Raw genomic sequence first — 20632 nt, 5'->3', positions numbered from 1 at the left:
AAACTTTTAGTTAGTTCCATGTGTTAATAACATTTAGAGCCATTAGCTCAGTTGGTAGAGCATCTGACTTTTAATCAGAGGGTCGAAGGTTCGAGTCCTTCATGGCTCACCATTGTTTTTCTCTCTTTAGAGAAGATAACTATTGAAATATGCGGGTGTGGCGGAATTGGCAGACGCACTAGACTTAGGATCTAGCGCCGCGAGGCGTGGGGGTTCGACTCCCTTCACCCGCACCAAAGTTTCTCTTAATTTAATCTCATTGCGGAAGTAGTTCAGTGGTAGAATACAACCTTGCCAAGGTTGGGGTCGCGGGTTCGAATCCCGTCTTCCGCTCCATTGAAATGCCGGGGTGGCGGAACTGGCAGACGCACAGGACTTAAAATCCTGCGGTAGGTGACTACCGTACCGGTTCGATTCCGGTCCTCGGCACCATTTTTCACTATCGTGAAAAACATTCTTTTAATTCTATTAAGATTTTCTAAATGGAATTATGCGCCCGTAGCTCAATTGGATAGAGCGTTTGACTACGGATCAAAAGGTTAGGGGTTCGACTCCTCTCGGGCGCGCCATTTAAACGGGAAGTAGCTCAGCTTGGTAGAGCACTTGGTTTGGGACCAAGGGGTCGCAGGTTCGAATCCTGTCTTCCCGACCATCATCTTTAATGGGGCCTTAGCTCAGCTGGGAGAGCGCCTGCTTTGCACGCAGGAGGTCAGCGGTTCGATCCCGCTAGGCTCCACCAATAAACTAATATTGATAATATGGCGGTGTAGCTCAGCTGGCTAGAGCATTCGGTTCATACCCGAAAGGTCGTGGGTTCGACTCCCTCCGCCGCTACCATATTTTCAAATTTAAGGCTTACTGGACCTTTAGCTCAGCTGGTTAGAGCAGACGGCTCATAACCGTCCGGTCGTAGGTTCGAGTCCTACAAGGTCCACCATGGTTTTTTGCATAGCAAAATAACTTTTAGTATTTTTACTACGGAGGAATACCCAAGTCCGGCTGAAGGGATCGGTCTTGAAAACCGACAGGCGGGTCAAACCGCGCAGGGGTTCGAATCCCCTTTCCTCCTCCATTACTTTTACTTTAATATTATTATCGCGGGGTGGAGCAACGAGCGTTTCTCCTAAGAATAATCTGCGAGTTGTACCGATTGAGCCGCATCTTGATTAGGCTTTCTGAAATCGGGACAGTCAGTGCTAACATAGAGCATAATTAAATCTATGTAAAATAATATTATCGCGGGGTGGAGCAGTCCGGTAGCTCGTCGGGCTCATAACCCGAAGGTCGCAGGTTCAAATCCTGCCCCCGCAACCAATTTTATTTTTAACAAGCTTTTACAATATGGTCCGGTAGTTCAGTTGGTTAGAATGCCTGCCTGTCACGCAGGAGGTCGCGGGTTCGAGTCCCGTCCGGACCGCCATTTTTAAAAAAAACTGGCACAAACGAAATAATATTTTAATATGGCTCAGTAGCTCAGTCGGTAGAGCAAGTTGCTACCTTCTTCGATTTAGCTTCTGCGGCAACTTGCGAGGAAGACCGGAGGTCTTTCGAGCAATGGACATGCACTAACATTTAAGCGATACAATAATTATTATGGCTCAGTAGCTCAGTCGGTAGAGCAATGGACTGAAAATCCATGTGTCGGCGGTTCGATTCCGTCCTGAGCCACCTTTCTAAGCGGGTGTAGTTTACTGGTAAAACCTCAGCCTTCCAAGCTGATGTAGTGGGTTCGATTCCCATCACCCGCTCCACTATGGGCCTATAGCTCAGCTGGTTAGAGCGCACGCCTGATAAGCGTGAGGTCGGTGGTTCGAGTCCACTTAGGCCCACCATAGTTATTTAAACTGTTCCGCAGTAGCTCAGTGGTAGAGCATTCGGCTGTTAACCGAACGGTCGTAGGTTCGAATCCTACCTGCGGAGCCATATGGGGAAGTACTCAAGTGGCTGAAGAGGCGCCCCTGCTAAGGGTGTAGGTCGGGCAACCGGCGCGAGGGTTCAAATCCCTCCTTCTCCGCCATAAGGCCCCTTGGTCAAGCGGTTAAGACACCGCCCTTTCACGGCGGTAACACGGGTTCGAATCCCGTAGGGGTCATACAAAAAAGCTGTAGACAATTTGTCTACAGCTTTTTTGTATGCTTTTTTTAAACGATAAAAACGTATAATAGTGCTTCATGTTTTATTCTTCTTTCCCCTATCTTGTTGTGCTTCGATTACCCAATTCAAAACAAAGTATAGCTATCCTTCCTATAAAAATTATTTTCTAAAAAAAATTTTTTATTTTGTCACAATTGTAAATCGCGCCATTAAAACAATGGAAGCGCTGTTATCCGTTGGTGTCGAAATAAGGCGAACAAAATAATCAATGTTTACAAGGTATTTTAGCAGGAATCTAGAATAGTAATGAAAAAGTAGAAAGGCAGGTGTGTGGATGTTAGCACATCCAACTGATTATCAGCTCCATTTATTTCATGAAGGCTCGCTGTATAAGAGCTATGAATTATTTGGAGCGCATATCATAAATAATGATTCAGAGAAATATACTCGTTTTTGTGTTTGGGCGCCAGCTGCTCAGAGTGTCAGGTTGGTTGGCGATTTTAATAACTGGAATGGAGAAGGTTTTGAATTTAAGAAGGCTAACGGTGAAGGTGTTTGGGTTTTACTATTTGCTGGAGATTTAACTGGTGCAATTTATAAATATGAATTTACTGATCCAACAGGCCATAAAAGGCTAAAAGCCGACCCATATGCTTATTATTCAGAGGTTAGACCTAATACTGCTTCAGTTGTATACCCACTAGAGGGGTATAAATGGAATGACAGCCAGTGGATGAAGAAAAGGGAGAAAAAACAGATAAGAGCAGAAGCAATGGCAATATACGAGGTCCATCTCGGGTCATGGAAGTTTGCTGAGGATGGTTCCTTACTTACCTACGAACAATTAGCAAATGAACTTATTCCGTATGTCTTATCCCACGGATACACCCATATTGAATTGTTGCCCCTAACTGAGCATCCGCTCGACATTTCCTGGGGATACCAGGGAACTGGTTATTACTCCGTTACAAGTCGTTTCGGAACACCTCATGAGTTTATGTCCTTTGTTGATCAATGTCATCAAAATGGAATTGGAGTCATTATGGATTGGGTTCCTGGTCACTTTTGTAAGGATGAGCATGGTCTTTATTGTTTTGATGGGAGCTATGCCTATGATTATCGAAATCATCTTGACCGTGAGAATGAAGTGTGGGGAACGGCCAATTTTGACCTAGGCAAAACAGAAGTACAGAGTTTTCTTATTTCAAATGCTCTTTTTTGGTTAGAAAAGTACCATATCGATGGCTTCCGTGTTGATGCGGTAGCGAACATAATCTATTGGCCAAATTCAAACGAGGAAGTTAATCCATATGGCATTGAGTTCTTAAAAAAGTTAAATTCTGTTGTTACCTCTCATTTCCCTAGTGCAAGCATGATTGCTGAGGACTCAACTGACTGGCCAAAGGTAACCTCGCCAGTAGAGGATGGAGGGTTAGGATTTACATTCAAATGGAATATGGGCTGGATGAATGACATGTTAAAGTACATGGAAACGAGTCCGGAGCAAAGGAAACACCAACATAATAACGTCACTTTCTCCTTGTTATATGCCTTTTCTGAGTCATTTATTTTGCCATTTTCTCATGATGAGGTGGTCCATGGGAAAAAGTCCCTATTGAACAAGATGCCGGGGGATTATTGGCAGAAGTTTGCACAGTTAAGGCTGTTACTGGGGTATATGACAGCTCACCCAGGAAAAAAACTGACTTTTATGGGAACTGAGCTTGGCCAGTTTGCTGAATGGAAAGATCAAGAACAATTAGATTGGCATTTGCTAGGCTACGAGATGCATGAAAAAGTAAATGTTTTTGTTAAAGAATTGTTAAAAATATATAAGCTCAACAAAGCTTTTTACGAATTAGATCATTCACAAGATGGGTTTGAATGGATTGATGCAAATAATCATCATCAATCTGTCTTTTCGTTTATACGTAAAGGGACAAAACCAGATGATTTTCTCGTCATTGTATGTAATTTCACCTCTGAATCCTACTCAAATTACAGAATTGGAGTACCTAAACTTAGAACATATCGCGAAATCTTGAATAGTGACGATTCTGCTTTTGGAGGTTCTGGGGAAATAAATAAAAAGATGGTTAAAGCTCAGGAAATTGGTTTTCATGGACGGCCTTTTTCTATTGAAGTGAGCATCCCTCCATTTGGGGTATCGATATTTCGTCCAGTTAAAAAAAGGAAGGGGAAAGTAACCGATGCAAAAGAAAAAAATCGTAGCGATGCTCCTCGCAGGCGGACAGGGGAGTCGACTCAACTCATTAACAAAAGATCTCGCTAAACCTGCCGTACCTTTTGGTGGGAAGTATCGAATTATAGATTTTCCTTTAAGCAATTGCACAAACTCAGGAATTAATACTGTGGGGGTGTTAACACAATATCAACCATTAATCCTGAACTCTTATATTGGAATCGGAAGTGCATGGGATCTGGATAGGAAGGACGGGGGAGTAACAGTTCTTCCTCCGTACACGGCCTCAACAGAGATGAAATGGTATACAGGTACAGCAAGTGCCATTTACCAGAATTTGAACTATATACACCAATATAGCCCTGATTATGTCTTAATTTTATCAGGAGATCATATTTACAAAATGAACTATGAATTGATGCTTGAACATCATATTAAAAAGGGTGCAGATGTAACAATCTCGGTAATTCCAGTTCCTTGGGAAGAAGCGAATCGTTTCGGTATCCTTAATACAGATGAGGAATTAAGGGTAACCGAGTTTGATGAGAAACCAAAAAATCCTAAAAGCAACCTGGCTTCGATGGGTATCTATATCTTTAATTGGAAGATGCTTGAAGACTATTTACAACAAGATAATTTGAATTCAAGCTCTAGCCATGATTTTGGGAAAGACATTTTGCCACTGATGCTAAAGGATAGTAAGAACCTTGTTGCGTATCCATTTAAGGGATATTGGAAAGATGTTGGCACCGTACAGAGTCTTTGGGAAGCAAATATGGATTTGTTGGAGGATTCCAACGAGCTGAACTTGTTTGACCAAAACTGGCGAATCTATTCGGTTAACCCTAATCAACCGCCTCAGTTTATTAGCCAGGAGGCCAAGTTAACCGACTCCCTTGTCAATGAAGGATGTGTGATTAAAGGGAATGTTTCTAGGACAGTTGTGTTCCAAGGTGTTTCGATTGAGACAGATGCAGTCGTTAAAGAATCCGTGATTATGCCGGATGCTGTTATAGGAAAAGGGTGTCATATAGAAAAAGCGATTGTTTCTTCTGGTATAAAGATTCCAGATGGATCAGTTATACGGCCAAAAATTGATGGTGAAATTCTTCTTGTTTCTGAAGAAACTTTAGAAGAAATGGTCACCAATTAGTTCGGGAGGTATCTAAAGTTGAAAAAACGTTTATTAGGTGTTATAGATGCGACCACATATGTTGAGGACCTTAAGGATTTAACCACCCACCGCTCTGTAGCGGCTATTCCCTTTGGTGGACGTTATCGTCTCATTGACTTTATTTTATCCAATATGGTGAACTCAGGAATACAGAGTGTAGCCATCTTTCCAAAATACGAGTATCGTTCCCTGATGGACCATTTAGGGTCTGGGAAGAACTGGGATCTTAACCGGAAACGGGATGGATTATTCTTTTTCCCTTCTCCGCGACTTGATAAACCTGTTTTTGGAATTGATTCATTTGAACACTTTGCAGCCAATATTGATTTTCTAAATAGAAGCACTCAAGATTATTGCCTGATTGCAAGTGCCAATACGATTTTTAATATGGATTTTTACCCGCTTCTTGAATGGCATATGGATCAGGGCTGTGACATTACAGAAGTCCGAAATGCGGGAGAATCTCTTAATATTTTCCTTGTAAAAACCTCACTATTACTCGAGTTGATTCATACTCGGAAAGAAACAGGCTATTTGAATATGAGGGATGTTGTTAAGGATATTGACAGTCCTTATAGGCTTTGTTATTACCCTTATGAAGGTTATGCCCTCACAGTTGATTCAGTAAGTAATTATTATTTAGCAAGTATGGAGTTATTGAACCCGATGGTTTGGAAGCAACTATTTTTAACGGACCGACCTATTTTAACGAAGGTAAAAGATGAACCACCAACTCGCTATTCTAAGTCGGCTTTGGTTCACAATTCGATGATTGCAAATGGGGCTAATATTGAGGGAACAGTTGAAAATAGTATAATTGCCCGGGGCGTGAAAATTGCTAAAGGTGCCGTTGTCAAGAATAGTATCATTATGCAAAAAACACAAATTGGTGAAAATTGTATTTTGGAAAATGTTATTCTTGATAAAGATGTAAATGTAGATTCAGGTGTCTCCATTGCCGGAACAAAAGATGCACCAAAGATTTTACGGAAAGGTTCAATTGCTAAGGGAGAGTGTGTGAATACGTGAAAATTTTGTTTGCAGTATCGGAATGTGTCCCATTCATTAAATCAGGAGGACTCGCAGATGTGGCAGGGGCACTTCCAAAAGAGTTACAAGGACTTGGTACTGACGTCCGAGTAATCCTACCAAAATATCAGTTAATTCCTGATGAATATAAGAAACAAATGAAAAAGATAGCGGAATTTATTGTCCCTGTAGGTTGGCGGAATCAATATTGTGGAATTGAAGAACTGGAACTTGATGGAGTCATCTATTATTTTATTGACAATGAATACTATTTTAAACGAAGTCAAATGTATGGGGACTTTGACGAAGGGGAGCAGTTTGCCTATTTCAACCGCGCTATACTTGATAGCATAAAAGAAATTGACTTTTACCCCGATGTCATTCATTGCCATGATTGGCATACAGGGATGGTTCCGTTTTTACTTAATGAACAATACCGAGAAATTGAGGGGTATGAGTCGATTCGGACAGTGTTTACCATTCATAATCTCCAATTCCAAGGGATATTCCCAAAGGGAATTTTAGGTGAATTGTTTGGTTTAGATGATCGATATTACCATCCAGATCTGCTTGAATTCCATGGGAATGTATCTTTTATGAAAGCAGCACTTATATCAGCAGATAAAATTACTACGGTTAGTCCGACTTATATGAATGAGATACAAACAGCTTACTTTGGTGAAAAATTGGATGGGGTGCTACGGAACCGTAGCACCGACCTTTTAGGGATTTTAAATGGAATAGATAATGATTTGTACAATCCCGAAGCAGATGCAGCTTTAATCAAAACATATGGGCCGTCGGATCACGAAGCTCGCCTATTAAATAAAAAGGAACTTCAAAGACAGTTTGAATTGCCAGAAGAGGAAGATACTCCGCTAATGGTTATGGTAACGAGACTGACAAAACAAAAAGGGCTAGAGCTAGTCCGTGGAGTCTTTCATGAAATTATGGCGACAGGGGTTCAATTGCTTGTGCTCGGTACAGGTGATCGCGAATTTGAATACTTCTTCAGCCAAATGGCCGCTCAATATCCTAATCAATGCCGGGTGTTTATCGGTTTTGATGAAAACCTGGCCCACCGGGTGTATGCTGGTGCCGATTTATTCTTAATGCCGTCAAAATTTGAGCCGTGCGGGCTTAGCCAACTCATTGCTCTACGCTATGGGTCCATTCCGATTGTCCGGGAAACGGGAGGCTTGAATGATACAGTTAAGTCGTTTGACGGCGAAACTGGTGAAGGCAATGGGTTCACATTTACAAGCTTTAATGCACATGACATGCTTTTTACAATTGATAGAGCCTTAAGTTATTACAAAGAAACAGATTCGTGGAACAAGTTGGTTGAGAGTGTCATGCAGATGGACTTTAGTTGGGCTCGGTCTGCGAAAATTTACCAGCAATTATATGCTGACCTAGTCAAGGAGTGATTAGCCTGTTTTCAAATAAAGCAGAGTTTAAAATAGCGTTTTTAAAGAAATTTGAAATGACGTTCGGAAAAAGCTTTAGCGAGAGTACTAAACGCGAACAGTTTCAAACCCTTGGACATATGATTCGAGAATATGTTAGTTCAGATTGGATTCAAACCAATGAACAATATCGGTCTACTGGGAAAAAACAAGTTTATTACCTATCTATTGAGTTCTTACTAGGTCGTTTGCTTCGACATAATCTAATGAACCTTGGAATTGAAACAGTGGTAAGTGAAGGATTACTGGAACTCGGTATCGACTTAGAGGAATTGGAAGAAATTGAAGCAGATGCAGGTCTAGGCAATGGAGGTCTAGGTCGGTTAGCAGCTTGTTTCCTAGATTCACTTGCTTCGTTAAACTTACCAGGTCATGGGTATGGTATTCGTTATAAACACGGACTATTTGAGCAGAAGATTGTTGACGGTTACCAAGTTGAACTGCCTGAACAATGGCTGAGGCATGGACATGTTTGGGAAGTTCGAAAATCGGATGATTCGATAGAAATTCCATTTTGGGGAAAGGTGGAGAGCTACCAAGAGAACGGTAAGCTTATGTTTAGACATTTACAGGCTGAAACCGTTACAGCTGTTCCCTATGACCTTCCAGTGCTTGGATACCAAACGGAGACGGTGAATACCCTTCGACTCTGGAGTGCTGAGCCATCTCGATTCACAGCCAATACGGATATTTTAACGTATAAAAAGGAAACGGAATCGATTTCTGAACTTCTCTATCCAGATGATACTCATGACGAAGGGAAAATTCTTCGTTTAAAGCAGCAATACTTGCTTGTTGCAGCTAGCTTGCAATCCATTGTCTCTTCCTACAAAAAACAAAAGCGGAGTCTCCTTGATTTTCATCAATATGTAGGCATCCATATAAACGACACTCACCCAGCTATAGCTGTACCGGAATTGATGAGGATTCTTATGGATCAGGAGGGATTAGGGTGGAACGAGGCTTGGTATATCACTGTTAACACTCTATCCTATACGAACCATACAACATTGTCAGAAGCCCTAGAAAGATGGCCAATGAGAATTTTTCAACCACTTCTCCCAAGGATCTATATGATTATAGAGGAAATCAATGAGAGGTTTTGCCAAGAACTCTGGGATAAATATCCTGGAGACTGGGAGCGCATTGAAAACATGGCAATTATTGCTCATGGGGAAGTGAGGATGGCTCCTCTTGCCATTGTCGGAAGTCATAGTGTCAATGGAGTGGCTAAACTACACACTGACATTTTAAAGGAACGGGAAATGAATGACTTTTATCAAGTGTTTCCTGAAAGATTCAACAATAAAACCAATGGCATTACTCATCGTCGCTGGCTGATAAAGTCTAATCCAAAGCTATCGAATCTCATAACAGAGTCGATTGGACCAAAATGGATTGCCGATACAGAGAACTTAGAAAACCTCCTTGCGTACAGGCATGATGCAGCATTTTTACAAGAACTAGCGGGTATTAAACAAGCAAATAAAGAAAAACTTGCAAAAATTATCCATGAAAAGTCTGGAATATTAGTTGATACAAATTCAATCTTTGATGTACAGGTAAAACGATTGCATGCCTATAAGCGACAGCTGTTAAATGTGCTACATATCATGTACTTGTATAATCGATTGAAATCAGATTCAGACTATCCTCTGTACCCTAGAACATTTATCTTTGGGGCAAAAGCATCTCCAGGTTATTACTTTGCGAAGAAAGTGATTAAGTTAATCAACACAGTAGCAGACAAAATTAACCACGACCCAGATGTAAATGATAGGTTAAAAGTAGTGTTCCTAGAAAATTATCGTGTATCACTGGCTGAGGATATTTTCCCTGCAGCGGAAGTCAGTCAACAAATTTCCACTGCTAGTAAGGAAGCATCTGGAACTGGTAACATGAAGTTTATGATGAATGGTGCCTTGACAGTAGGAACGCTTGATGGAGCAAATGTAGAGATTACTGAGCTGGTAGGAGAGGACAATATTTTCCTATTCGGTTTACGTGCGCAGGAGGTTCTAAACTTCCAAAAAAATGGAGGGTATAACTCACGAGAATATTATCATTATGATTCTAGAATTCGTGAAGTTACAGAGCAACTAGTAAATGGTTTCTTTCCTGATACAGAAGGGGAGTTTACTGCGATTTATGATTCCCTACTAGACCATAATGATCAATATTTTGTATTACGGGATTTTGCCTCCTATGTTCAAATTCAAGAACGAGTAAGCGAGGAATACCGAGACCGCGACAAGTGGCTTGAAAAGAGTCTTGTGAATATAGCTAAGTCAGGCTTTTTCTCAAGTGACCGGACCATTCAAGAATATGCAAATAACATTTGGAACATAAAACCGATTAAATAGGCTGTGTTATGTACCTTGTTTATTTTCTACAGGGTTGATTGGAGCGGAAGGCACGAAGACTCCTGCGGGAGTGCAAGGCCAAGGGAACCCCGCAGGAGCGATAGCGACGAGGAGATAGAAAAGCGGAAGCGTCTCGAGGGGCTAGGCGCTGGAGCTGGCAAGGCTCCCGGACTGCCCGCGAACCGCTCGTGCCTGGAGCGGAAATCAACAACAAAAAAATAATGAATACACACATTGAACCGGCAAAGCTGTCGGTTCTTTTTTTGTCGAAATTTCCGTTTTTTATTGGCCGTAATGGGTATCATAAAAATATTTAAAGAATGCCTTCAGTACTTTTTTGTAAGGATAGATGTAAAGGGGGAACAATGATGAAATTAACCCATGAGCAGAGAGTGGAATTGCACGGGTTTAATAACTTAACGAAGTCTTTAAGCTTCAATATGTATGATATATGCTATACAAGAACGAAGGAAGAACGGGAAGCATACATTGAATATATTGATGAACAATACAATGCCGACCGGTTAACCAATATCCTCACAAATGTTTCTGATATCATTGGTGCCCATGTGTTAAACGTTGCCAAGCAGGACTATGTTCCACAGGGAGCGAGCGTAACGGTGCTCGTATCTGAAGGGCCAGTTGTGGAGGTTCCAACAGAATCTTTTGCAGAGTCTCCAGGACCACTACCTGACAATGTAGTCCTCCAGTTGGACAAGAGCCATATCACGGTCCATACTTATCCGGAATATCATCCCGACGAAGGAATCAGTACCTTTAGAGCAGATATTGATGTATCAACATGCGGAGAAATTTCCCCATTAAAAGCCTTAAATTATTTAATACGTTCTTTTGATACGGACATTATGACGATTGACTTTCGTGTTCGTGGGTTTACTAGGGATAAGAATGGACATAAGTTATTTATTGATCATGATATCAGTTCCATTCAAAATTATATTCCTGATGACATTAAAGAAATGTTCCATATGTTTGATGTCAATGTGTATCAAGAAAACATCTTTCATACAAAATGTAAATTGAAGGAATTTGATTTGAATAACTACCTATTTGGCTATACAAAAGACAAGCTTTCTCCTGAAGAAAGTGAAGAAATTACCGAAAGCCTTAAACTAGAAATGGATGAAATCTTTTATGGTAAAAATATACTTAATTAAAGAAGAAAAGAGCTTGGACTAATGTCTCAAGCGCTTTTCTTCTTTTTAGATATAACTAATAAACAATCCAACCGATAAAAGTAAGGCGAATATTGTATTCGTTTGTGCTGTTGCTTTCATCGCAGGCATCATTTCTAGTGGATTCTTTCCTACTTTGAAGCCTTTGACTGCTTTTAATGCTTTAGGTAGACTTAAAACAACGATCATAAGCCAAGGAGTGGAAACACCAGCTAAGATTAGCGCAAGGATCCAGATATAAGAAACGAAAAACATCCCAGCTAAAACGCGCACGGCATTCTTTTTTCCAACTAGAATGGCTAATGTCTTCCTTCCAAATTCTTTATCCCCATCAAAATCACGAATATTATTAGATAGCAAAATACCGCCAACAAGTATAAAGCTTGGAATTGAAACAAGGATGCTTGTCGATGTAACAGAACCAGTTTGAATATAGAAAGATATTAAAATAATAAGAAGTCCCATAAAAAAGCCAGCGAAAATCTCACCAAAAGGAGTATAAGCAATTGGAAGCGGACCACCGGTGTAGAGGTAACCAACCAGCATTCCAATAAGTCCAATCGCTGCAAGCCACCAAGTAGTATTCATACAAATATAAATACCAATTAAAATGGCAACACCATATAATGCAAGAGCTAGTCCGAGGACTGTTGATGGTTTAATACCGTTGCGAACAATTGCACCACCGATTCCAATTGATTCTTCGGTATCGAGCCCTCTTTTAAAATCATAATATTCGTTAAACATATTGGTTGCAGCTTGAATGAGTAAACAGGCAAGGAGTGTAGCTAAAAATAAGAAAATATCAATTGATGTTACTTCAATAGCAAGGGCCGTGCCAAGAAGCACAGGTGCAAATGCAGCAGTCAATGTATGAGGGCGTGCTAATTGCCACCATTTTTGGAAGCCGTGATCTCTTGCTATTGGAGAAGAACTAGGCTGAAGTGGTGTTTGCATGTACCAATTCTCTCCCTTTATATTATATTTATCGACCAAACCTTATTATAGTATCAAAAAGTCTTAATTCTGTCAAAAACGGTAGTAAATCTCTCTAAAATATTCCCTACAATATAAAGTGTATGACGAGTAGCGAAGACTGTCAAATGCTACTTCAAGGATATAATGGATGCTTTTCCCTGATAGCCTAAAGCTTAAATATAGCGACAGTTGTGAATCATATAATAAGGATAAAACTAGGTGAGGCCACGGCGGTATGATTGACATTGAGAATTAGGAAGTGTATCTTAAAATAAGTTTGAAAACGTGTCATAACAGGTGAGAGGCTGTTATTGGGGGGATTATTTTGGTTACCATACATGATACTGAATTGAGGCAAGGAATCGTTACAGCGATTGAAAAGTCCAAACAATTATCTCAATCCATCATGGTAAGCGAAGTCCAAAAGATTAAAGGAATTGATCCTTTAAATTTTTTTGCGGCTGGCCGCAACCGCTTCTTAGGAGAGAGATTTTTTTGGAAAGACCCAAGTGGAGATCAGGTGATTGTGGGAATTGGAGTTGTTAAACAAGTCCAATCGGATCAGGCAACGGGGCGTTTCGACAGAACCGAAATCGAATGGAAACAACTAGTTAAAGATGCGGTTACATGTGGTGAGCAAACTAAGCCAGGGACAGGACCGGCAATCTTTGGTGGGTTTGCTTTTGACCCATTGAAGAAAAAGACCGGCTTGTGGTCGAAGTTTTCTGAATCACTTTTTCATATACCGAAATATATGCTTTCCTTTATTGATGGTGAATTCTATTTTACAACGAATGTTTTTTGTACACAACATGATGATGGTGAGCTATTTGATAAAGTATATAAAGACAGGCAAGACCTTTTAGGAGCTGTTTTTCAAAAGCAGAATTTTTCTTATCCATCTATAGTAAAGATGGAGGAAATAAAAGCTGAGGAATGGAAAAAATCAGTTACTTCCTTAGTTGAGTCATTTGCTGATAGTAATCTAAAAAAGGTAGTTGTAGCAAGGGAGTTAAGGCTTCAATTTGAAAACACTGTTCAGGTTGAAAAGGTGCTAACGCATTTACTCGAAGAACAGAAGGAGAGTTTTATTTTTGCCTTTGAAGTAAATGGAGATTGCTTTATTGGTGCTTCGCCTGAGCGATTGGTTAAAAAAGAAGAGACTAGAGTATTGACAACCTGTCTAGCTGGCTCGATAGCAAGAGGGAGTACATTAGAAGAAGATCGCTTATTAGGGCAAAATCTGCTTGAAGACCAAAAGAATTTAGTAGAGCATCAGTATGTCGTCGATATGATTAAAGAAGCCATGGAAGAAACCTGTGAGAAGGTAACACTTCCTGACGAACCTCAATTGATGAAAACAAAATATATACAACATTTATATACACCTGTAATTGGACAAAGCCGTGAGGGGACTTCGTTACTTGATATCGTTAATCGACTTCATCCAACGCCAGCACTTGGGGGGGTTCCTAAAGATCAGGCCGTTACTAAGATTAGGGAGATAGAAGAGCTTGACCGTGGTTTTTATGCCGCACCTATTGGCTGGCAGGATGCACAGGGCAATGGTGAATTTGCTGTGGCCATCCGTTCTGCATTAATTCAAGGAAAAGAAGCTTCGCTTTTTGCAGGTTGTGGTGTCGTGGCTGATTCAGAAGCTGAGAGCGAATATATAGAGACGAGCATCAAGTTTCGCCCGATGCTGACTGCGCTTGGAGGAAAAAGAAAATGAACCATCAGGAAGGATTAACAGCTTATATCGCTGCATTTGTTGCGGAACTTGTTCATGCAGGTGTAAAGGATATTGTCATAAGTCCAGGATCCCGGTCCACTCCAATTGCATTAGTCATGGCAGAACATCCAGAGCTTAATCTTCATATCCACGTGGATGAACGTTCGGCTGCATTCTTTGGATTAGGCATCGCGAAAGCAACAAAAAAACCCGTTGCGCTTCTATGTACATCAGGAACAGCGGCAGCTAATTACTATCCTGCCATCATCGAGGCAACGATATCGAGGGTACCATTGATAGTGCTAACCGCTGACCGTCCCCATGAGCTAAGGGATGTTGGTGCACCTCAGGCCATTGATCAGATTCATTTATATGGACATAATGTAAAGTGGTTCGTAGAAATGTCACCCCCTGAAGGGAAAGAATCAATGATTCGCTATGCAAGGACAGTTTGTGCAAGAGCGGCAGCAACCGCAACGCGATACCCTGCTGGACCAGTGCATTTGAATTTTCCTCTGCGTGAGCCCTTGATTCCTAACCTGGATGGGCAACTTTTTGAATTACAAGAACGGCAAAAAGGTTATGTCGACATACATGATGGAAAACTTACCCTTTCTAATGAAACATTTAAAAGTCTTGCATCTGCTTTGGATTCAGAGAAAAACGGTGTAATTATTTGTGGTCCGATAGACGATGCGGAGTTTATGGAAGCCGTAGTAGACTTTGCAAACCAACTACAGTTCCCTATCTTAGCGGATCCTTTATCACAACTACGAAGTGGTCATCATAATCAGGAACTAATTATTGACGGTTATGATACTTTCCTTCGTTTTGAGGATTCCAAAAAGGTCTTAAAACCGGAAGTAGTGATTAGACTTGGGGCAATGCCAGTTTCTAAAGCTCTATCCACCTTTCTAACGGAAAATCGGGATATTCCACAAATTGTTGTTGATGGCGGAAGCGGATGGCGTGATCCACTGACTGCTGCAACTGAAATGGTTCATTGTGATGAAAGTCTTTTTTGTAGAACTATAAGTGAATATATTAAGCCTCGGGAACATTCTGTATACCTTGAAAAGTGGAAAAGCATTAATGAGCATACGAAATTAAAATTGTCTGCCATTAGGGATATTCCTGAACTTAGTGAGGGAAAGCTTTTTCACTTATTGGCGGATATGTTACCGGAAAATGCAACTTTGTTTGTCGGTAATAGTATGCCAATTCGAGATTTAGATTCGTTCTTTTTTGCTAATAAAAAGGGAATTAAGGTAATGGGGAATAGAGGAGCTAACGGAATTGACGGCATTGTTTCCACTGCATTAGGTGTAGCAACCGTTTCTCAACCTCTATATTTGGTTTTAGGAGACCTTACTTTTTTCCATGATTTAAATGGCTTGGTTGCAGCAAAACTATTTAAATTGAATGTAACGGTCCTATTAATCAATAATAATGGGGGCGGAATCTTTTCTTTCTTACCCCAGGCTGAACATCCAAAGCATTTTGAGATGCTATTCGGGACACCGCTTGAATTGGACTTTCAACACGTAATTGAAATGTATGGTGGATCGTATGAGAAAGTCCATGATTGGGACCATTATCACCAGGTGTTCGCTAATGATTTTCAAGCAAGTGGTCTAAGGGTATTGGAGATATCGACAGATAGAGACAGAAACTTAAGCGAACATCGAGATTTGTGGAAATCTGTTTCCCAGGAAATAAGTGAAGTCATAAAGAGTGGAAATTATGAACATTAAGTTGAATGATGTCCATTATTATGTAGAAAAGAGGGGGACAGGATTTCCGCTCCTTCTTCTTCACGGGTTTACTGGTTCATCTACTACTTGGTATCCTCTTGCTTCTGTCCTAGGACAAACCTCAACAATAATTATGGTTGATTTACTTGGGCATGGGAAGACGGAAGCCCCTCCAGTAGTGGAAAGATACGACATTTTAAAATCTGCTGCCGACCTAAAATTATTGCTAGACAAATTAGCTGTTGATAAAGTAGACCTCTTAGGCTATTCAATGGGAGGCAGACTGGCGATAACCTTTGCAGCTCTTTATCCAGAAATGGTGCGTAAATTAGTCCTTGAAAGTACAACTCCTGGTTTGAAAACCAAAAAAGAACGTGAAGCACGCCTTCAGCTAGATACAAAACTTGCTGAAAAAATCCAAACTGATGGAGTAAAGACTTTTGTGAACTATTGGGAAAATATCCCTTTGTTTCAAACCCAAAAGAATTTATCACCCGAGAAAAGGGCAGAGATAAGGGAGCAGCGTTTAGGTAACAATGCAACAGGCTTAGCGAATAGTTTGCTTGGCATGGGAACAGGTTCGCAACCTTCTTGGTGGAGTTCGCTAGAGAGTTTTCCCTTTGAAACGCTGATCCTAGCTGGAGAGCAAGATATGAAATTTTATAAAATTGGTGAAGAAATGCTTTCTAAGCTTCCAAATGCAAAATTTTTGTCTATTAAAAAGGCAGGGCATGCGATTCATGTGGAAGAACCTGAAAAATTTGGTACAATAGTAAGTGGGTTTCTGTCGAATGAAAGTTGAGGGAGACCTAATTACATTTGTACCACTTTTTAGTACATAAAAGGAGGATTTTGAAATTGGCAGTTGAGTGGGTATCAGAACGTACTTACGAAGATATTTTATATGAGACATATAATGGTATCGCAAAAATTACAATTAATCGTCCAGAGGTTCGAAATGCTTTTCGTCCCAAAACCGTAATGGAGTTGCTTGACGCATTTGCCTGTGCTCGTGATGATTCTAATGTTGGTGTTATCATTTTAACTGGTGAAGGCGATAAAGCATTTTGTTCTGGTGGAGATCAGAGCGTTCGTGGACATGGTGGTTACGTAGGTGAGGACCAAATTCCTCGACTTAATGTATTAGACTTGCAACGCTTAATCCGCGTCATTCCGAAGCCAGTTATTGCGATGGTCCGTGGATATGCAATTGGAGGCGGACATGTCCTTCATGTCGTATGTGATTTGACAATTGCAGCAGATAATGCCATTTTTGGCCAAACAGGACCAAAGGTCGGTAGTTTCGATGCAGGATACGGTTCTGGATATTTGGCTAGAATTATTGGCCATAAAAAGGCTCGTGAAATCTGGTATCTTTGCCGTCAATATAATGCCCAAGAAGCACTTGATATGGGGCTTGTAAATACGGTTGTACCACTTGACCAAGTTGAAGAGGAAACCATTAAATGGTGTGAAGAAATTCTTGAGAAAAGCCCAACTGCACTTCGTTTCTTGAAGGCAGCCATGAACGCTGATACAGATGGACTTGCGGGTATTCAGCAATTTGCTGGAGATGCTACTTTGCTTTACTATACAACAGACGAAGCAAAAGAAGGGCGTAATGCCTTTAAGGAAAAGCGTAAGCCTGATTTTGGTCAGTTCCCACGTTTCCCTTAATCCGTATATAAACTAAAGTAGCTTGGTGGATTTCCATCAGGCTGCTTTTCATCTTGAGGTAGAATGAACGTTTACTATTAGAATGCAAGTACCAGCGTTTAATGAGTAGTAGTGGGGAACCACACTAATCCTAAATCCTTGGGACTTGTTCTTTTCTATAAATATGGGAGTGTCTTTAATGAAACAGATTGTCCCCAATTGGCTTAAAAAACGTGCAGAATTGACTCCAAATCGGATTGCCGTTATGTTTGAGGGCAATGAATATACCTTCAAACAAGTCTTCGAGTCTGCCGCTAGAGTAGCTGCTCAACTTACGGGTATTGGACTTAAAAAGGGCAGTTCCGCAGCAGTACTAATTTCTAACCATGTGGATTCGGTTATGATTCTTTATGCCTTGCAGATGTTAGGAGTTAGGGCTGTTATTTTAAATAACAGGCTGACTTCAAAAGAATTGCTATGGCAGCTTGAGGATTCGAACGCGGAGGTTCTACTGTATGAGAATGCCTTTATGGAAAAAGTAACAAAAATTAAAAATACATATCAGCATGTTGTGTTGGAAAAAGAGGAATTATTTAAGGGGAACAGCGCAAATGCTGATCTTCAAGAAGAGTATGACTTAGACGATGTAACGACTATAATGTACACTTCTGGAACGACTGGAAATCCTAAAGGCGTGTTGCAAACCTTTGGGAATCATTGGTGGAGTGCGACTGCATCAGCACTAAACCTAGGGTTGACCGATGGCGAGCGCTGGCTTTGTGCCGTACCCATTTTCCACATTAGTGGGTATTCGATTCTAATGCGTAGTTTAATATACGGCATGACGGTCATCTTGCATCATAGCTTTAAAGAAAGAGAAGCAATTGAAGAAATCATTTCTAACCGAGTTACCATGATGTCTGTTGTCAGTACAATGCTTATGAAGATGAACGACATACTAGAAGTTGGTCAAATGCCTGAGACCTTTAGAGGAATGCTCCTTGGAGGGGGACCTGCACCATTATCACTTTTAGAAGATTGTAAACGGAAGAGTATTCCGGTCTACCAATCTTATGGGATGACAGAAACTGCCTCGCAATTTGCTACCTTGGCACCTGAATATGGTATTGAGAAGCTCGGCTCAGCTGGAAAAGCTTTGTTCCCTAACCAAATAAAAATCATTGATGAAGGTGGAAATGAGCTGACCAATGGGTCTGAAGGAGAAATTCTTGTGAAGGGACCGAATGTAACACCAGGGTATCTTAACCGTGAACAAGAAACAAACAATACGATGAATAACGGTTGGTTCCATACTGGGGATATAGGGTATTTGGATAAGGATGGCTTTCTTTATGTACTTGACCGTCGCTCGGATTTAATTATATCGGGTGGTGAGAATATTTACCCTGCGGAAATCGAGAGTGTTTTATTGTCTCATGAAGATGTAGTTGATGCAGGAATTGTGGGGATGGAGCATCCTAACTGGGGTCAGGTTCCAGCTGCTTTTGTTGTGAAAAAAAAGGTGGCTACAATTTCAGAAAATGATTTAGAAAATTATTGTAGAGAAAGGTTAGCAAAATATAAGGTGCCAAAATCTATTAGGTTTGTTGAGGAACTACCCCGCAATGCCGCGAAAAAGCTTTTACGGAAAGAACTCCGTGAGTGGCTGAAGAGGGAGCTGACTTAAAAATGAAGATAGAATCGATTAAACTATTTATCATTAAAATGCCGTTAAAGAGCCCTTTTGCCACCCATCTTGAAACTGTCACTGATCGTGAATCCATTATTGTAGAAATTACTGGGAGGGACGGTGTGCAAGGATATGGTGAAGGGGTGGCATTCTCTTCACCATGGTACACAGAAGAGACAGTCAAAACCTCTTACCATATGCTAAAAGACTTCCTTATCCCACTCCTAGAGAAAAACCCAATCAATCACCCAGCTGAAGCAACAGAATTGTTCAGTAGAATACGTAGGAATCATATGGCAAAGGCGGCCCTGGAAACCGCATTATGGGATTTATACGCAAAAGAACAGAAACTGTCGCTCTCAAGTCTCATTGGGGGAAAGGTAAACAGAATTCCCTCTGGGGTCGTAGTTGCCACTGCTTCCTTGCCAGATGCGATCCGACAAACGGAGAACTACTTAGCGGAGGGTTACCGGCGGGTTAAAATTAAGATATCTCCCAAAAATGATATTGAATTTGTATCTGAACTCCGAAAAAGGTTCCCGACGTTGGAACTAATGGCAGACGCAAATTCATCGTACACGATGAAAGACTTGAATCGGTTAAAAGCTCTAGATGAGTATGGATTATTAATGATTGAACAGCCACTCGGGCATGACGATATTATTGAACATTCGTTTCTTCAAAATGAGTTAACAACACCGATTTGCCTTGACGAAAGCATTGTGTCCTTAGATGACGCTCGTAAAGCCATCCAGCTTGGTAGTTGCAGGGTTATCAATATAAAAATTGGCAGGGTGGGCGGCCTTGAGACGGCTTTAAAAATCCATGATTTATGTGTTGAAAAAGAAATTCCAGTTTGGTGTGGGGGTATGATTGAATTCGGAATATCTCGAGCGCATAATATTGCTCTTGCGTCCTTACCAGGGTTCACGATTCCAGGTGATATATCAGGCTCGGGCAGGTATTGGGAAGAAGACATCATCGAGCCCGAAGTAATCGTTATAAATGGACATATAGAGATTCCAAAGGAACACGGGATAGGATTCAAAATAAATAAGAAGACACTTATTGAAAAAACAGTATTTGAAGAAACATTTCGCATGCATTAAAGGGGTTGTGATCTGCAATTTAGTAACGGCTCTCTTTTGAGGTGCAAATAGCCAAAGAGCATAAATAGCAGGGCATCCATATTGGAATTTGCCCTGTATAATCGTTATTCCTACTAGCCTTCTTTGATACATAACAACAATAGCCGGAAAAATTCCACTTAATTTAGTAAATAGCATTGAAATAG

At 40.8% G+C, this 20632-nt stretch carries 13 protein-coding genes and 18 tRNA genes; 30 read left to right on the top strand and 1 reads right to left on the bottom strand.

All coding sequences use genetic code 11. From position 1 onward, the window contains the following. Positions 1 to 36 precede the first annotated feature (36 nt). The 24 genes from LG336_RS22330 (at position 37) to speD (ending at position 11510) form a co-directional block, all read left to right on the top strand. Positions 37 to 112 (top strand) — tRNA-Lys (locus LG336_RS22330). Positions 113 to 151: 39 nt separating this feature from the next. Next, positions 152 to 236 (top strand) — tRNA-Leu (locus tag LG336_RS22325). A 25-nt stretch (positions 237 to 261) separates the two neighbouring features. After that, positions 262 to 336: transfer RNA gene (locus LG336_RS22320), tRNA-Gly, on the top strand. Positions 337 to 343: 7 nt separating this feature from the next. Next, positions 344 to 432 (top strand) — tRNA-Leu (locus tag LG336_RS22315). Between the two features lie 60 nt (positions 433 to 492). Next, a tRNA-Arg gene (locus tag LG336_RS22310) sits at positions 493 to 569 on the top strand. Between the two features lie 6 nt (positions 570 to 575). Then, positions 576 to 652: transfer RNA gene (locus tag LG336_RS22305), tRNA-Pro, on the top strand. An 11-nt stretch (positions 653 to 663) separates the two neighbouring features. Continuing rightward, a tRNA-Ala gene (locus LG336_RS22300) sits at positions 664 to 739 on the top strand. A 21-nt stretch (positions 740 to 760) separates the two neighbouring features. Further along, positions 761 to 837: transfer RNA gene (locus tag LG336_RS22295), tRNA-Met, on the top strand. A gap of 23 nt (positions 838 to 860) precedes the next feature. Next, positions 861 to 937, top strand: a tRNA-Ile gene (locus LG336_RS22290). Between the two features lie 42 nt (positions 938 to 979). Continuing rightward, a tRNA-Ser gene (locus tag LG336_RS22285) sits at positions 980 to 1072 on the top strand. Positions 1073 to 1237: 165 nt separating this feature from the next. Then, positions 1238 to 1314, top strand: a tRNA-Met gene (locus LG336_RS22280). A 29-nt stretch (positions 1315 to 1343) separates the two neighbouring features. Continuing rightward, a tRNA-Asp gene (locus LG336_RS22275) sits at positions 1344 to 1420 on the top strand. Positions 1421 to 1595: 175 nt separating this feature from the next. Then, a tRNA-Phe gene (locus LG336_RS22270) sits at positions 1596 to 1668 on the top strand. A 9-nt stretch (positions 1669 to 1677) separates the two neighbouring features. After that, positions 1678 to 1751, top strand: a tRNA-Gly gene (locus LG336_RS22265). 4 nt (positions 1752 to 1755) lie between these two features. Continuing rightward, a tRNA-Ile gene (locus LG336_RS22260) sits at positions 1756 to 1832 on the top strand. 16 nt (positions 1833 to 1848) lie between these two features. Next, positions 1849 to 1923, top strand: a tRNA-Asn gene (locus tag LG336_RS22255). A 3-nt stretch (positions 1924 to 1926) separates the two neighbouring features. Then, a tRNA-Ser gene (locus LG336_RS22250) sits at positions 1927 to 2017 on the top strand. Positions 2018 to 2020: 3 nt separating this feature from the next. Then, positions 2021 to 2092 (top strand) — tRNA-Glu (locus tag LG336_RS22245). Positions 2093 to 2428: 336 nt separating this feature from the next. Next, complete coding sequence (glgB, locus tag LG336_RS22240; RefSeq protein WP_404329648.1) at positions 2429 to 4387, top strand: 1,4-alpha-glucan branching protein GlgB; 1959 nt, start codon at positions 2429 to 2431, stop codon at positions 4385 to 4387. Next, positions 4305 to 5450, top strand: coding sequence for a glucose-1-phosphate adenylyltransferase (locus LG336_RS22235; RefSeq protein ID WP_404329647.1), 1146 nt, complete (start codon positions 4305 to 4307; stop codon positions 5448 to 5450). The genes glgB and LG336_RS22235 overlap by 83 nt, the downstream gene beginning before the upstream one ends. A gap of 18 nt (positions 5451 to 5468) precedes the next feature. Next, positions 5469 to 6500 (top strand): sugar phosphate nucleotidyltransferase, encoded by a 1032-nt coding sequence (locus tag LG336_RS22230; RefSeq protein WP_404329646.1) that lies wholly within the window; start codon positions 5469 to 5471, stop codon positions 6498 to 6500. Next, positions 6497 to 7930: a glycogen synthase GlgA gene (gene glgA, locus LG336_RS22225; protein ID WP_404329645.1), complete on the top strand. Its 1434-nt coding sequence runs from the start codon at positions 6497 to 6499 to the stop codon at positions 7928 to 7930. The genes LG336_RS22230 and glgA overlap by 4 nt, the downstream gene beginning before the upstream one ends. Positions 7931 to 7935: 5 nt before the next feature. Beyond that, a complete protein-coding gene (locus LG336_RS22220; protein WP_404333259.1) occupies positions 7936 to 10332 on the top strand; it encodes a glycogen/starch/alpha-glucan phosphorylase in 2397 nt (798 codons plus the stop codon). 368 nt (positions 10333 to 10700) lie between these two features. Further along, positions 10701 to 11510 carry an adenosylmethionine decarboxylase gene (speD, locus tag LG336_RS22215; protein WP_404333258.1) on the top strand — a complete coding sequence of 270 codons (810 nt, stop codon included), beginning with the start codon at positions 10701 to 10703 and terminating at the stop codon, positions 11508 to 11510. Between the two features lie 45 nt (positions 11511 to 11555). Here speD and LG336_RS22210 read toward each other — a convergent pair whose 3' ends face one another. Beyond that, positions 11556 to 12485 (bottom strand): 1,4-dihydroxy-2-naphthoate polyprenyltransferase, encoded by a 930-nt coding sequence (locus LG336_RS22210; RefSeq protein WP_404329644.1) that lies wholly within the window; start codon positions 12483 to 12485, stop codon positions 11556 to 11558. A gap of 346 nt (positions 12486 to 12831) precedes the next feature. Between LG336_RS22210 and LG336_RS22205 the strand changes: the two genes are divergently transcribed. From LG336_RS22205 to menC, 6 genes are all read left to right on the top strand, one after another. Then, a complete protein-coding gene (locus LG336_RS22205; RefSeq protein WP_404329643.1) occupies positions 12832 to 14238 on the top strand; it encodes an isochorismate synthase MenF in 1407 nt (468 codons plus the stop codon). Next, positions 14235 to 15992, top strand: a complete 1758-nt coding sequence (gene menD, locus LG336_RS22200) for a 2-succinyl-5-enolpyruvyl-6-hydroxy-3-cyclohexene-1-carboxylic-acid synthase (protein ID WP_404329642.1) — start codon at positions 14235 to 14237, stop codon at positions 15990 to 15992. The genes LG336_RS22205 and menD overlap by 4 nt, the downstream gene beginning before the upstream one ends. Then, a complete protein-coding gene (menH, locus tag LG336_RS22195; protein ID WP_404329641.1) occupies positions 15982 to 16794 on the top strand; it encodes a 2-succinyl-6-hydroxy-2,4-cyclohexadiene-1-carboxylate synthase in 813 nt (270 codons plus the stop codon). Before menD ends, menH begins: the two co-directional genes overlap by 11 nt. A gap of 56 nt (positions 16795 to 16850) precedes the next feature. Then, entirely contained in the window at positions 16851 to 17669 is an 819-nt protein-coding gene (gene menB / locus LG336_RS22190) for a 1,4-dihydroxy-2-naphthoyl-CoA synthase (RefSeq protein WP_404329640.1), read from the top strand. Between the two features lie 178 nt (positions 17670 to 17847). Beyond that, a complete protein-coding gene (locus LG336_RS22185) occupies positions 17848 to 19335 on the top strand; it encodes an o-succinylbenzoate--CoA ligase (RefSeq protein WP_404329639.1) in 1488 nt (495 codons plus the stop codon). A gap of 2 nt (positions 19336 to 19337) precedes the next feature. Then, the gene (gene menC, locus LG336_RS22180) at positions 19338 to 20447 is read left to right on the top strand and encodes an o-succinylbenzoate synthase (RefSeq protein ID WP_404329638.1); all 1110 of its coding nucleotides are present in this window, start codon (positions 19338 to 19340) and stop codon (positions 20445 to 20447) included. Positions 20448 to 20632: the final 185 nt, after the last annotated feature.

This window comes from Mesobacillus maritimus, from assembly GCF_044803185.1.
Classification (GTDB): Bacteria; Bacillota; Bacilli; order Bacillales; family Cytobacillaceae; genus Mesobacillus_B; species Mesobacillus_B maritimus_B.
This window is presented reverse-complemented; position numbering and strand designations above follow the sequence as displayed.

What these genes read in the sequence shown, in the direction of transcription:
- glgB (WP_404329648.1), top strand. Translation starts at nt 2,429, where the DNA reads ATGTTAGCACATCCAACTGATTATCAGCTCCATTTATTTCATGAAGGC.
- LG336_RS22235 (WP_404329647.1), top strand. Translation starts at nt 4,305, where the DNA reads ATGCAAAAGAAAAAAATCGTAGCGATGCTCCTCGCAGGCGGACAGGGG.
- speD (WP_404333258.1), top strand. Translation starts at nt 10,701, where the DNA reads ATGAAATTAACCCATGAGCAGAGAGTGGAATTGCACGGGTTTAATAAC.
- LG336_RS22210 (WP_404329644.1), bottom strand. Translation starts at nt 12,485, where the DNA reads ATGCAAACACCACTTCAGCCTAGTTCTTCTCCAATAGCAAGAGATCAC.
- menD (WP_404329642.1), top strand. Translation starts at nt 14,235, where the DNA reads ATGAACCATCAGGAAGGATTAACAGCTTATATCGCTGCATTTGTTGCG.
- menH (WP_404329641.1), top strand. Translation starts at nt 15,982, where the DNA reads ATGAACATTAAGTTGAATGATGTCCATTATTATGTAGAAAAGAGGGGG.
- LG336_RS22185 (WP_404329639.1), top strand. Translation starts at nt 17,848, where the DNA reads ATGAAACAGATTGTCCCCAATTGGCTTAAAAAACGTGCAGAATTGACT.
- menC (WP_404329638.1), top strand. Translation starts at nt 19,338, where the DNA reads ATGAAGATAGAATCGATTAAACTATTTATCATTAAAATGCCGTTAAAG.